General features: G+C 58.2%; 13 protein-coding genes and 1 tRNA gene. 9 read left to right on the top strand and 5 right to left on the bottom strand.

Going from position 1 to position 12556, the window contains the following annotated elements; translation table 11 throughout:
- Window positions 1-204 precede the first annotated feature (204 nt).
- Together ACLTXB_RS02705 and ACLTXB_RS02700 are read left to right on the top strand one after the other, a co-directional pair.
- Window positions 205-882 (top strand): hypothetical protein, encoded by a 678-nt coding sequence (locus tag ACLTXB_RS02705; protein WP_317335033.1) that lies wholly within the window; start codon window positions 205-207, stop codon window positions 880-882.
- 6 nt (window positions 883-888) lie between these two features.
- Window positions 889-1605, top strand: coding sequence for a Cthe_2314 family HEPN domain-containing protein (locus ACLTXB_RS02700; protein ID WP_186853008.1), 717 nt, complete (start codon window positions 889-891; stop codon window positions 1603-1605).
- 109 nt (window positions 1606-1714) lie between these two features.
- On the opposite strand, the gene ACLTXB_RS02695 is transcribed toward ACLTXB_RS02700, so the two are convergent.
- The 4 genes from ACLTXB_RS02695 to ACLTXB_RS02680 all read right to left on the bottom strand — a co-directional run bounded on the left by ACLTXB_RS02695 (window position 1715) and on the right by ACLTXB_RS02680 (window position 6235).
- Window positions 1715-1790 (bottom strand) — tRNA-Pro (locus ACLTXB_RS02695).
- Window positions 1791-2701: 911 nt separating this feature from the next.
- Window positions 2702-5164 carry an ATP-dependent Clp protease ATP-binding subunit gene (locus ACLTXB_RS02690; RefSeq protein ID WP_287553554.1) on the bottom strand — a complete coding sequence of 821 codons (2463 nt, stop codon included), beginning with the start codon at window positions 5162-5164 and terminating at the stop codon, window positions 2702-2704.
- 35 nt (window positions 5165-5199) lie between these two features.
- Complete coding sequence (locus ACLTXB_RS02685) at window positions 5200-5709, bottom strand: UvrB/UvrC motif-containing protein (protein ID WP_021749162.1); 510 nt, start codon at window positions 5707-5709, stop codon at window positions 5200-5202.
- Window positions 5710-5782: 73 nt separating this feature from the next.
- Window positions 5783-6235, bottom strand: a complete 453-nt coding sequence (locus ACLTXB_RS02680) for a CtsR family transcriptional regulator (protein WP_025544308.1) — start codon at window positions 6233-6235, stop codon at window positions 5783-5785.
- 290 nt (window positions 6236-6525) lie between these two features.
- Here ACLTXB_RS02680 and ACLTXB_RS02675 point away from each other — a divergent pair, with 290 nt between their 5' ends.
- The 5 genes from ACLTXB_RS02675 (at window position 6526) to rsmI (ending at window position 10932) form a co-directional block, all read left to right on the top strand.
- Window positions 6526-6699 (top strand): DUF362 domain-containing protein, encoded by a 174-nt coding sequence (locus ACLTXB_RS02675; RefSeq protein ID WP_025544307.1) that lies wholly within the window; start codon window positions 6526-6528, stop codon window positions 6697-6699.
- A 199-nt stretch (window positions 6700-6898) separates the two neighbouring features.
- Window positions 6899-8167 carry a S41 family peptidase gene (locus ACLTXB_RS02670; protein ID WP_287966679.1) on the top strand — a complete coding sequence of 423 codons (1269 nt, stop codon included), beginning with the start codon at window positions 6899-6901 and terminating at the stop codon, window positions 8165-8167.
- Window positions 8164-9018 (top strand): TraX family protein, encoded by an 855-nt coding sequence (locus ACLTXB_RS02665; RefSeq protein WP_287553552.1) that lies wholly within the window; start codon window positions 8164-8166, stop codon window positions 9016-9018. Before ACLTXB_RS02670 ends, ACLTXB_RS02665 begins: the two co-directional genes overlap by 4 nt.
- A gap of 349 nt (window positions 9019-9367) precedes the next feature.
- Window positions 9368-10102: a tRNA1(Val) (adenine(37)-N6)-methyltransferase gene (locus ACLTXB_RS02660; protein WP_273482452.1), complete on the top strand. Its 735-nt coding sequence runs from the start codon at window positions 9368-9370 to the stop codon at window positions 10100-10102.
- Window positions 10099-10932 (top strand): 16S rRNA (cytidine(1402)-2'-O)-methyltransferase, encoded by an 834-nt coding sequence (rsmI, locus tag ACLTXB_RS02655; protein WP_021749169.1) that lies wholly within the window; start codon window positions 10099-10101, stop codon window positions 10930-10932. Before ACLTXB_RS02660 ends, rsmI begins: the two co-directional genes overlap by 4 nt.
- 79 nt (window positions 10933-11011) lie before the next feature.
- Here rsmI and ACLTXB_RS02650 read toward each other — a convergent pair whose 3' ends face one another.
- Window positions 11012-11254, bottom strand: coding sequence for an AbrB/MazE/SpoVT family DNA-binding domain-containing protein (locus tag ACLTXB_RS02650; protein ID WP_021749170.1), 243 nt, complete (start codon window positions 11252-11254; stop codon window positions 11012-11014).
- 193 nt (window positions 11255-11447) lie between these two features.
- On the opposite strand from ACLTXB_RS02650, the gene ACLTXB_RS02645 reads away from it, so the two are divergent.
- Together ACLTXB_RS02645 and ACLTXB_RS02640 are read left to right on the top strand one after the other, a co-directional pair.
- Window positions 11448-12032 (top strand): nucleoside recognition domain-containing protein, encoded by a 585-nt coding sequence (locus tag ACLTXB_RS02645; protein WP_036630220.1) that lies wholly within the window; start codon window positions 11448-11450, stop codon window positions 12030-12032.
- Entirely contained in the window at window positions 12029-12550 is a 522-nt protein-coding gene (locus ACLTXB_RS02640) for a spore maturation protein (protein ID WP_036630223.1), read from the top strand. The genes ACLTXB_RS02645 and ACLTXB_RS02640 overlap by 4 nt, the downstream gene beginning before the upstream one ends.
- Window positions 12551-12556 lie beyond the last annotated feature (6 nt).

The following is a 12556-nucleotide window of genomic DNA, read 5'->3' as shown; positions in this document are numbered from 1 at the left end:
CCTTAAAAGATATGGTATAATGATTTGGCTAAATTACACTTGATGCAATATATTAGAAGATCATATTTTACAGCAATCTAGAGGCGAATAAAGAGTTTCAGTTTAGTGGAAATAAAAGATTAAATCTTGCTTGTCCGTGACAACATCGAGCAGAAACCTTATTACGGAACATTTTAAACAGGTCTTTGAAGGGAGACTGGAAGAATGGCAGTTGATGACTTTTTTTGTTGGTTAAATACAAATAGTGGTATTTTAACACTATTAACAGCCATAGCAACATTTATAACCTGTTGGTGTAGCTTTATCTCAGCAAAAGCTACACGAGCCCAAGTTGAAGAGATGCGCCGACAATATAAAGAAGAAAACCGGCCATTTATTGGGACGGAACTTACCTATGTCAGGCGCACTTTTTATGGAATTAAGTTTATCAATCACGGAAAACAGCCCGCTTATCATGTTAAAATTCAATTTGACCGGAGTTTTATTGATAGCCTCCCGGAGAAAGTATATCAAACACTTCTCCTTGAACAGGAAGGGAGAGAATGTATCATTGGAATAAATCAGAATTATACAATATTTGTTGGAACAAATAAAATGCGGAATTACTCCACACTGCAATCCGCATCGGGAACAATATTATATTGTGGGCCAGGTGGAGAAAACTATGAAGATAAGTTCCAAATAGACATCAAAAACTACATGACGATTTTTTCTGTGACAGGTAAAGAGGATGATCTGATAAAAAGATTAGATATTCAAAATACCCAACAAAAAGAAACAAATAAAATTTTGTGGCAAATTTTCAGGGATTATAGTAATTCGAAAGAAAAATCGGATGAGCAAACTATTGGTATAGAATCCCCGGATGAAGAGAAAGAGTGATTTAGTTTGCGAAGTGAGACTGCAGAAATTTTTCAGAATCTCGTCAAATCTGTTCAGTATGATGAAAATGCATTTACTGTTTGGTATGGGAACGAGAAAATTTTAGTGGGTGCCTTTATACACGATCAGCCGGAGATTCAACGTTTTTTTGACTATGCAACAATTTACCATACACTTCTTGATCTCGATAGGAAAATTAAAACTTCTTTTCAGATGGCGATTGAGTTTGCTGAGGACGCGGATTTTGACCATTGGAATCCCATTTCACCGCCATCTGAGAGAGAATCAACAGCAATTTACTATTTAGAAAATGCTATTTTCCGTACTATGGTATTGTGGGATTTACTCGCACAATTTTTCAATTTAAAAGAGAAAATAGATAAACCGTTTGATAAAGTATATTCGGCGCAAATATTTCATGACGCGCAACAAGGAAAACGACCGAATCCGTTTGCAAAGGAAGTATATGCATATATGACCCAAGAGGACAGTTCGGAGACCGAACCTTGGGAAGGTAATCATGGCTATGTAAGAGAATTTCGAGATAAGATGATACATCGAAGTACACCTACCTTGTCGTCTATCTCAAACTTTTCATTTGAACTACGGATGCCTGTGGCGTATACATTAAAACGGACTATTGAGGACTACATTCAAGTTTCATATTTCCTTCACGAAATCATAACTAATATTTTGCAGGACTATGAAATGCTCAATATATAAATATTTCAATGCAAAATGAAATTCCACAGGATATATTCAGTTCCACTCAATTTGGGGAGGCATATAAACAAAATAGAAGCCCTCTGAAGTGAAAACTCCAGAGGGCTTTTGGTCCGAGTGGAGCGATTCGAACGCTCGGCCCCGTGAACCCAAATCACGTGCGCTACCAACTGCGCTACACCCGGATATTCAGTTTTTCTGCATGATACCACGCGAGGAAGGAAAAAGCAAGTTTCCCGTGTCTGTGGGCGGCGCTGTGGTCAAGCCCGGTTTTGCGGGAGTTTTTCATCCGGGGAATTTCCGCCGCAAGCTACTGTCCCAAGGACTTCCGGGGTCTCGCTTTCAGGGCAATGGATGGGACGTCTATCCTCCCAAAGCAAGCGCGCTACCAACTGCGCTACACCCGGATATTCAGTTTTCCTGCATGATACCATGCGGAGAAGGAAAAAGCAAGTTTTTCGTGTCTGTGGGCGGTGCTGTGGTCACGCCCGATTTTTCGGAAGTTTTTCAACCGGGGAATTTCCACCACAATCTACTGTCCCAAGGACTTCCGGGGTTCCGCTTTTGGGGGAATGGATAGGTCATCTATCCACCCAAATCACGTGCGCTACCAACTGCGCTACACCCGGATATTCGATTTTTCTGCATGATACCATGCAGAGAAGGAAAAAGCAAGTTTTTCGTGTCTGTGGGCGGCGCTGTGGTCACGCCCAATTTTGCGGGAGTTTTTCAACTGACAGATTTCCACCGCAAGCTACTGTCCCAAGGACTTCCGGGGTTCCGCTTTTGGGGGAATGGATGAGTCGTCTATCCTCCCAAATCACGCGTGCTGCCAACTACGCTACATTTGGTCATAGATATTTCTCCCGCCCGGGGGCGTTCTTCCCCACATACGTGCGGCAATATACTCTGCGATCCGCCGCGTTGGCACTCTGGCACCATCTTTTACTGGATCGAGGGCAGCACGATGGGTTCATTTTATACCTCTCTATTTTACCTGTTTCTCCGCCAAAGTCAAGTCTATTCGCTTCCGGCCGGTATGTCGGAAAGGCCGCCCGGAGGCTATGGGGCCTCCGGACGGCTTGACCAGGTCTCTTCACTTGGAAACGCAGAGTCGATTGTTCTCCACGGTAAGCTTGGCGGTGTCACCGGCCTTGAGGGTGCCGTCCAGCATCTTCTCGGCCACGGCGTCTTCCACCTTGCTCTGGATGGCCCGGCGCAGGGGACGGGCCCCGTACTTGGGATCAAAGCCCTCCTTAGCCAGCTCTGCCACAGCCTCGTCGCTGGCATCCAGATGGATGCCCATGGTCTCCATCCGGGTGGAGACGGTCTTCAGCATCCGCCGGGCCACTTCCCGGATGTCCTCCTCCGTCAGGGGGCGGAATACGATGATATCGTCGATCCGGTTTAGGAACTCCGGGCGGAAGGTCTGACGCAGCTCCGCCATCACCTGCTCCCGGGCGGTCTCGAACTTCTTTTCAGCGTCAGGATCGGAGTCCCGCTCCTCGGCGGAAAAGCCCAGCTTGCTGCCCATGGCAGTGAGGCTGCGGGCACCGATGTTGCTGGTCATGACGATGACGGTGTTCTTGAAGTCCACCGTCCTGCCCTGAGAGTCGGTGATCCGGCCGTCATCCAGAAGCTGCAGCAGGATGTTCCACACATCCTCGTGGGCCTTTTCGATCTCGTCAAACAGTACCACGGAGTAGGGCTTGCGCCGTACCTTCTCCGTCAGCTGACCGCCCTCCTCGTGGCCCACATAGCCCGGCGGGGAGCCAATTAGACGGGACACTGTGTGCCGCTCCATATACTCGGACATATCGATCCGGATCATGGCGTTCTCATCGCCGAACATGGCCTCTGCCAGGGACTTGCACAGCTCCGTCTTTCCCACGCCGGTGGGGCCCAGGAACAGGAAGGAGCCGATGGGGCGCTTCGGATCCTTCAGACCCACACGGCCCCGACGGATGGCCCGGGCCACGGCCTTTACGGCTTCGTCCTGACCCACTACCCGCTCGTGGAGGGTGTCCTCCATGTGCAGCAGGCGGGTGCCCTCATCCTCCGTCAGACGGGTGACGGGGATGCCGGTCCAGCCGGCCACCACGGCGGCAATGTCGTCAGCGTTCACCGGGCGGTGCTGGGTGTTGTTCTTGCGGCGCTTCTCCCGCTCCATCTCCACCTGCTCCTGGTAGTCCTTCTCAATGTCCCGCAGCTTGGCGGCGGTCTCATAGTCCTGCTTCTCGATGGCAGCCTCCTTGTCCTTGGCCAGGGCGGCGATCTTCTCCTCCAGGCTCTTCAGCTCCGGGGAGATCTCCTCCGTCTCCATCCGCACCCGGCTGGCAGCCTCGTCCATCAGGTCGATGGCCTTGTCCGGCAGGAACCGGTCGTTGATATACCGGGCGGAGAGCTTCACGGCGGCCTCCAGGGCCTCGTCGGTGATCTGGAGGCTGTGGTGCTTCTCGTACTTCTCCCGCAGGCCCTTCAGGATCTCCAGAGACGCCTCCTGGCTGGGCTCACCCACCTGCACCGGCTGGAACCGGCGCTCCAGGGCGGCGTCCTTCTCGATATACTTCCGGTACTCGTTCAGGGTGGTGGCGCCGATCACCTGGATCTCGCCCCGGCCTAGAGCCGGCTTGATGATGTTGGCGGCGTCCACGGCGCCCTCGGCGCTGCCGGCGCCCACGATGGTATGGAGCTCGTCGATGAAGAGGATCACATTGCCGGACTTCCTGACCTCCTCCAGCAGCTTCTTAATCCGCTCCTCAAACTCACCCCGGTACTTGGTGCCCGCCACCATGCCGCTGAGGTCCAGGGACAAAAGGCGCTTGTCCAGCATCTCGTCGGGTACGTCGCCCATAACGATCTTCCGGGCCAGACCCTCAGCGATGGCGGTTTTGCCCACACCGGGCTCACCGATCAGGCAGGGGTTGTTCTTGGTGCGGCGGGAGAGAATCTGGATCACCCGCTGGATCTCCCCGTCCCGGCCGATGACCGGGTCCAGCTTGCCGGCCCGAGCGTCGGCGGTCAGGTCCCGGGTGAACTCCTTCAGGGTCTTGTTCTTGCCGTTATCCTCCTTTGCGGGGCTGGTGCCGGAGCGGCCGGGATCGGCGGCCTGACTCCGGGGCATCTCACCCAGCTTCTGCATCAGGGCTGTGTACAGGTGACGGGCATCCACGCCAGCGGTGCGCAGGATGCGGACGGCCATATTGTTGCCTTCCCGCAGGATGCCCGCCAGCAGGTGCTCCGTGCCCACGTAGTTGTAGCCGCCCCGCATGGAGTCCTCCATGGCCAGCTCCACCACCCGCTTGGCGCGGGGGGTGAGGCCCTGGGCGGGATTGCTGCCGGGCAGACCGGCACCCACGCTCTTCTTGATGATCTCCACGATCATGTCATCGGTGAGGCCCGCCTCCGTCAGAACGGTGTGGGCCACGCCCTCCTCTTCCCGGATCAGGCCCAGCAGCAGGTGCTCCGTGCCCACGTAGCCGTGGCCCAGCTCACCGGCTGCCTCCTGGGAAAGCCGCAGGGCCTCCTCCGCCCTGGGCGAAAATTTGTTCTCATTCATAGTGTCTTACCTTCCTTTCCATGGGAAAGTCCCGTTTACTTGTTTTCCTTCTGCTCCTTGTGAGCGGCCTCCAGAGACCTGATCTGGTCCCGCAGCTCCGCCGCCCGCTCAAAGTTCTCCTGGTGCACAGCCTTCTTCATCTCCAGCTTCAGCGCGTTCATCTGGCGCAGATAGGCAAAGCGGCTCTGGTCCTCCTGGCCTACCAGGTCGTCCTTCTTTTCCTGCTTTGCCTCCTGCTGCTGGACAGGAGAGGCGCTCAGGGCCGGCATCTCGGCGAAGAAGTCGTCAAAGGGGTCCTCCAGCATCTTCATTCTCCGCCCCAGCAGGCTGGGCATGGGAGAGAAGAAATCGTCGAAGAAATCGTTTCCAAAGAGGCTGTTCCCGAAGAAGCTTTGCATCATCCGCTGGCTCTGGGCACCCAGCCGCTGGGTATAGCCCAGCTTTTCCGCGCAGTCGCTGCACAGGTGCTTCTCTTCCACATGGCCGTTCACGTTGCTCCGATACACAAAGGTAACTTCATTCTTACCACAATTTTCGCATTTCATAAATCAATTCCTCCTATCATCTGGAAACTGTGCGTGCTTATTGAAACATTTTTCCCCGCTGCCCGGGTCCCGGCTACACCTGCAGGATCAGCACCTGCTTCATGATGTCCGCCCGGACGGTGTCCCGGCTCTCCCGCGGGACCGCGGCCAGGGCCTTGTCGCCGACGGCGGCCAGAATGCTCCGGCCTGCGTTCTCCTCCAGGGCGCCGGCCTGGACCAGATTGTTCAGGATGGCCCGAGCGGAGGCCAGGTCCACCTGGCTGCCCAGGGTGTTGATGACCTGCATCAGCAGCGTCTGGCGGTCCACCCGGACCCGGGTGATCCGGATGTAGCCATTGCCGCCCCGGCGGCTCTCCACGATATAACCCCGCTCCGGGGAAAAGCGGGTGGACATCACGTAGTTGATCTGGCTGGGTACGCAATTGAAGCGCTGGGCCAGGTCATTGCGCTGGACCTCCAGCACACCACCGTCCGTCTCCTCCAAACTCTCCTGCAGGAAGCTGGCAATCAAATCGGAAATCCCCACGGATGATTCCTCCCTTTCCAAAGAACGCCTCGTCTCTTTGACTTTGACTTTCTTTAACCTTTTGTTCTGTGTTTAGTATAACACGCCCGAGCAAAATGTCAAGAGCTGAATTTTGACTTTCTTTGACCTATTTGAAAACAATTTATGAACAGTTAGTCTTGACAAACGTCATTTTTGGACGCTTTCCCGTATTTTTTCGAAAATTTAACCATAGAATTTGAACGGCTGGTACTTGCTTTTTTTAATTTGTATGCTACAATAGGGGTACAATTCTGATGGAGGTGCTTCCCATGGCTTACAAAATCACTTCTGCCTGCGTGAGCTGTGGCTCCTGCGCGGACGCTTGCCCCGCCGGTGCTATCAGCCAGGGCGATGACCAGTACGTCATCGATGCTGCCGCTTGCCTGGACTGCGGTTCCTGCAGCGACACCTGCCCCAACGGCGCCATCGTCCCCGAGGAGTAATCGAGGATACATAAAAGGTCCGCGAGCCAAAGCTCGCGGACCTTTTTGTCGTTTCGGCAACTGTAAGAAATCTGTAAGAGATTTCTCCATAGAGTTGTAAGAAATTGGTGTTATCCTGCCGGTGTTCCCCGCTGGAGTGAAGAAAGAGGCCCTATACTCCCGTAATATTGGGGACAGCCGATTTGAAAGGAGACACACGATGAAACACGCTTGGAAGAAGCTGCTGGCAGCAGCGGTGCTGCCCTGTCTGCTGGCGGGATGCGGTGCCCTGGGAGGGCCGGAATCTGAGGTCCCCTCCATGGACCACTTGCTTGGCTTGACCCAGGAACAGCGGCTGGAGGACTACGACTACCTGGTCCAGACACTGGGGGACAGCTATCTCTGCATGGGTGTCCGAGACCGGGACAACCCGGAGGACCCGTCGGCGGCCATCTTCCAGGCATACCGGGAGATGATCCAGGAAAGCGACAGCGACGAGGTATTCTATTCCGCTGTTTACAGCACACTGTTCCGCCTGGGGACATACGGCCACCTCTGGATCGTGGAGCCGGATATGTACCGCGCCTACTGTGAGGCCTATGAGGACGGCGGCATCCAGGACCGGGAGCACTGGCGGGAGGTACTGACGGACCCGGTGACCGTCCGGGGCTATGAAAGACTCCAGACGCTGCTGGATGCCTACGGCGAAGAGGACGGCACGGTCAATTCAGCCGATTCGGAGGAGCCTGCCGCGAACCTCAACACCCTGCTCCTGCCCGGCGGAGACGTGGGGTATGTGAAGATCGACAGCTTCCCGGCGGAATATGAGGACAGCTACGCCACAGACCGGGCGGCCCTGACGGACTTCTACCGCCAGGCGGCGGACTGCACGGATCTCATCATCGACCTGACGGACAACTCCGGCGGAAGCGAGGTCTACTGGCAGCAGCTGCTGGCGGCGCCCCTGACGGACCGTCCCCTCTCCTGCACCAACTATGCCCTGCTGGCGGAGAGCGGCAACAACCGCCCCTATATCCAGGAGGTGTTCTCCCCGGAGGAGCTGCACCCCATCGCGGACCTGCCAGATCTGCCCAAGCTGGAGCGGGACGGAATCCAGGCCGCCACCCACTTTGTGGAGAGCACCCTCTCTGTGGAGCCAGCGGCAGAGCGGGCACCTTTCCACGGCCGCATCTGGGTGCTGGTGGGGCCGGCGGTCTACTCCGCCAGCGAGTCCTTCGCCGTGTTCTGCCAGGAGACAGGCTTCGCCACCCTGGTGGGCAGTCCCACCGGCGGCGACGGCATCGGGGCTCTGGATCCAGTCTTCCTGCAGCTGCCCAACAGCGGCATCCTGGTGCAGTTCACCATGATGTTCGGCCTGAACGGTGACGGCTCCAGCAGTGAGGAAACGGGCACCACGCCGGACATTCTCTCCCCCGCCGGGGAACCGGCTCTGGTGACGGCCCTGCGGGCCATGGAGGGAGCCGCATGATCGACCACTGTCTGGAGGAAAGCCGCGGCCTTTCCGGAGAAACGCCACAGGGGCTGCCCGCCTGCCCTCCCCCGTCCGCTGAATGCCTGGAGCGGTCCCGGGGCGGGCTCTCCCTCAATCATCTGAAGGCCGTGGCGGTGGCGGCCATGGTGATCGACCATATCGCCTTCGCCTTTGTCCCCGACGGCACCCTGTTGGCGATTCTCCTGCATTCCATCGGAAAAATCACCGGCCCCACCATGTTCTTTGCCGCCGTGGAGGGCTGTCACCACACCAGAAACCTCAACCGGTATCTGCTCCGCCTGGCTGTTTTCGCGCTGGTCAGCTGGTTTCCCTTTCTGTACTTCCACTTCGGCGGCGATCTGGCCGCCATCCAGCTGATGCGCCCCAATGTCATCTATACCATTTTTCTGGGCGTTCTGGCGGTCCGCATCCGCAGGAGCCCGCGCCTCTGCTCTGCCTGGAAGGTCCTGCTGATTTTGCTCCTGTTCATCCTGTCTGTCCCGGCGGACTGGGGCTGCACAGGCGTGGTGATTATCCTGGTGTTCGACTATTATTATGGCAGTTGGAAGCACCAGGCGTTTGCCTACTGCATGGTGGTCATGCTGGACATGGGGGTGCTCTCCCTGCTGACCCACCCGTTTTTCGGACTGTTTTACGACCATGTCTTCCAGATCGATTGGGAGCTCTTCGCCTACTCTATCGAGGACGTGGGGGCGTTTCTGCCGCTGCTGCTCCTCTCCCGCTACACAGGCCGGCACGGAACCAGCGGCGGTTTTTCCAAGTGGTTCTTTTATATGTTCTACCCCCTCCACCTGCTGGTCCTGGGCTGGCTCCGAGCCGTGCTGTAAGTCTCGGCCCTCACGACCCGCAGGGGCCTGGACCGGCGGGCGATGAGAGCATCGGCCTGCTGCAGAAACTTCCATCACCCACCGGGCCAGCGGCAGCAAAAAGAGAAGGAGAGAACATGCAGTGACCGCTCCGCGCCGTCCGCACGATCCGCCACGGGGCAGCAACTACAGGAATCGCAAAAGGCCCAAAGGCCAGACCAAATCGGCGCTTGCACCGATCGTCGCGCGGAGGGCCACTGCACCGGAGCGCGCCCAAGCGGCCTTTTCTTTTGAACCGTGCCCCCCATTGCAAGAATGATGATCTTCCATTATAATATGAATATAGACATCATCCAATGGGGGGGTCGACTTGCAGCACTGGGAACTCCTCTGCCCCGGCGGACTCTCCTTCGTCTGCGATGACGGCCTGTTCCAGCCCAGTACCGACTCCTTTCTGCTGGGCAGCTTTCCCCGGCTGAAGCCGGGGCTTCGGGTGTGCGACCTGGGCAGCGGCACCGGACTGCTGGGCCTTCTGCTGTTCCAGCGCCAGCGGGCACTGTCCGTCACCGGTGTGGAGCTGCTGCCGGACGCCGTCCGCTTGGCGGAGCAGGCCGCCGCCCGGAACGGCCTGGCAGACCGCCTGATCTTCCGCCGGGGAGACCTACGAAAGATCCGCGGCCTGCTGCCCGCCGGTGGCTTTGACTTGGTGGTGTGCAATCCTCCCTACTATCCCGCCGGGTCCGGCAGGCTGCCGGAGACTGAGGCCCTCCGGGCTGCCCGGTCCGAGACTGGCTGCACCCTGGAGGATATCTGCACGGCAGCAGCCTGGCTGCTGCGGTGGGGCGGGAGCTTCTGCCTGGTCCACAAGCCGGAGCGGCTGGCGGACCTGTGCTGCGCCCTCCGGGCCCGGGGACTGGAGCCCAAGCGGCTGCGCCTCGTCTGCCGCCGGGCGGGGGACGCCCCTTCCCTGCTGCTGTTGGAGGCCCGCCGGGGCGGACGGCCCGGGCTGGACATCGCCGCCCCCCTCTGCCTGGAGGACGGGACCGGCCGCCCCACGGCGGAGCTGGACAACGCCTATTTCCGAACAAAGGAGACGAACGCATGAGCGGTACGCTGTATCTGGTGGCCACGCCCATCGGCAACCTGGGGGACTTCTCTCCCCGGGCAGCGGAGACGCTGGGAGCCGTGGACTTCATCGCCGCGGAGGACACCCGGGTCTCTGTGAAGCTGTTGAATCACTTTCAGATCAAAAAGCCCCTGGTGAGCTACCACGAACACAACCATGCCGCTGCGGGCCAGGCCATCCTGCAGCGGCTGCTGGCTGGGGAGTCCTGTGCTCTGGTGACGGACGCCGGTACACCGGCCATCTCCGATCCCGGAGAGGATCTGGTGCGGCTGTGTGCCGAAAATGGGGTGGAGGTGCTCTCCATCCCCGGTTGCTGCGCGGCAGTGAATGCCCTGGCGGTCAGCGGCCTGCCCACGGGGCGGTTCACCTTTGAGGGCTTCCTCACCGTCAACAAGAAAAGCCGCCGGGAACGGCTGGACTCTCTGAAAAACGAGGAGCGGACCATGATCTTCCACGAGGCGCCCCACAAGCTGCGCGCCACGCTGGAGGACCTGCGGGAGACCTTCGGTCCGGACCGGCGGGTGGCCCTGTGCCGGGAGCTGACGAAGCTCCACGAGGAGACTGTGCGCACCACCCTGGGAGAAGCGGCGGCCTATTACCAGGAAAACACCCCCAAGGGAGAATACGTGCTGGTGGTGGCGGGCAGCCCGCCCCGGGAGACCGCCGCCGTCACGCTGGAGGAGGGGACAGAGCAAGTCCTGCGGCTGGTGGCCCAGGGAATCCGGCTGAAAGATGCCGCCCGGGAGGTATCGGCCCACACGGGTCTTTCCAAAAACGAGCTGTACGCCGCGGCCCTGGAGCGGTCATGACCCGCGCAGGACATACAGCGCAGAAGACGCCCATGCGGAGAACTCCGCATGGGCGTCATGTTTTCAGCGCACAGGGCGCTCACAGCTCTTTCAATTCTTTCAGGCACTTGGGGCAGATATTCTTCCCCTTGAATACCGTGATGTCTTTGGTGGCGTCGCAGAAAACGCAGCTGGGCTTGTATTTTTTCAGAATGACGGACGAGCCTTCCACATAGATTTCCAATGCATCCTTCTCGCCGATATCCAGTGTCCGGCGCATCTCGATAGGGAGCACGATCCGTCCCAGTTCATCCACCTTTCTGACAATTCCCGTTGATTTCACGATGTATCTCCTTTTTCAGCAATATGTCCTAACTATCCATTTATAAGAACATATCACAGACGGTCGCATTTTGTCAATTTGATTCCAAAAATAAAGTGAATTTACCAATTTGCTTTTTTGAAATCTCAGTTGTCCTCTCTATATTTTTTGTGAGGCAACTGGGTATCCGTCACAAACACAGGGGGGAATGACAATGGCAATGACCTGGATCTGGACCGGGATGGTGGTGCTGTCCCTGGTCTTCGGCCTGTTCACCGGGAATCTGGACGCCGTGGCCGACGCGGCTATGGACGGCGCCGCCTCCGCCGTGGAGCTCAGTGTCTCCATGGCCGGCATTCTGTGCCTGTGGAGCGGCGTCATGGAAATCATGAATGTCTGCGGCCTCTCTGCCGGATTGGCCCGGGCCTTCCGGCCCATTCTGCGGCGACTGATGCCCCAGGCCAGCCGGGATGAAAAAACGTTGGCGGCACTCTCCGCCAACGTGTCCGCCAATCTGCTGGGACTGGGCAACGCCGCCACGCCCCTCGGGATCCAGGCGGCCCGGCGGATGGCCCGTGGCTGCAGCGGCACCGCCAGCGACGAGCTGTGCCTGCTGGTGGTGCTGAATACCGCTTCCATCCAGCTGCTGCCCGCCACCATCGCCTCCGTCCGCAGCGCCAGTGGAGCCCAGTCTCCCTTCGACATCCTGCCGGCGGTGTGGCTGGCCTCGGCCCTGTCGGTGGTGGTTGGCGTTCTGACGGCCAAATTCCTGGCCGCCGTGGGGAGGTGCCGGCGTTGAATCTCAGTTCTCTGGTGATCCCCGTACTGCTGGCCGGGGTGGCCCTCTACGGCATGGGGAAGCGGGTGGATGTCTACGGCGCCCTGACCCACGGGGCCGAAGAGGGGCTCACGGTCCTGCTGAAGGTCCTGCCTGCTCTGGTGGGACTGCTGACCGCCGTGGCCATGTTCCGGGCTTCCGGCGCCCTGGAGTGGCTCACGGGCCTCTGCGCCCCGGCGCTGGAGTTTCTGGGCATTCCGCCGGAGACCACGCCGCTGATGCTGGTGCGCCCCGTATCCGGCAGCGGCGCCCTGGCAGTCGGCTCGGACCTCATCGCCACCTACGGCCCCGACAGCTACATCGGCCGGGTGGCCGCCGTGATGCTGGGCAGCACGGAAACCACATTCTACACCATCGCCGTGTACTTCGGCTCTGCCGGGATCATCCGCACCCGGCACACGGTCCCGGCAGCCCTGGCCGCGGACCTGACGGGGTTTCTGGCCTCCGCCTTCGCGGTGCGGCTGTTCTTCGGCGCCTGATGGGGC

Source organism: Flintibacter sp. (genome assembly GCF_046973065.1).
This window is presented reverse-complemented; position numbering and strand designations above follow the sequence as displayed.

Coding starts and splice junctions, on each gene's coding strand:
- ACLTXB_RS02645 (WP_036630220.1), top strand. CDS start 11,448: ATGGCAATGACCTGGATCTGGACCGGGATGGTGGTGCTGTCCCTGGTC.
- ACLTXB_RS02705 (WP_317335033.1), top strand. CDS start 205: ATGGCAGTTGATGACTTTTTTTGTTGGTTAAATACAAATAGTGGTATT.
- ACLTXB_RS02665 (WP_287553552.1), top strand. CDS start 8,164: ATGATCGACCACTGTCTGGAGGAAAGCCGCGGCCTTTCCGGAGAAACG.
- ACLTXB_RS02675 (WP_025544307.1), top strand. CDS start 6,526: ATGGCTTACAAAATCACTTCTGCCTGCGTGAGCTGTGGCTCCTGCGCG.
- rsmI (WP_021749169.1), top strand. CDS start 10,099: ATGAGCGGTACGCTGTATCTGGTGGCCACGCCCATCGGCAACCTGGGG.
- ACLTXB_RS02690 (WP_287553554.1), bottom strand. CDS start 5,164: ATGAATGAGAACAAATTTTCGCCCAGGGCGGAGGAGGCCCTGCGGCTT.
- ACLTXB_RS02685 (WP_021749162.1), bottom strand. CDS start 5,709: ATGAAATGCGAAAATTGTGGTAAGAATGAAGTTACCTTTGTGTATCGG.
- ACLTXB_RS02670 (WP_287966679.1), top strand. CDS start 6,899: ATGAAACACGCTTGGAAGAAGCTGCTGGCAGCAGCGGTGCTGCCCTGT.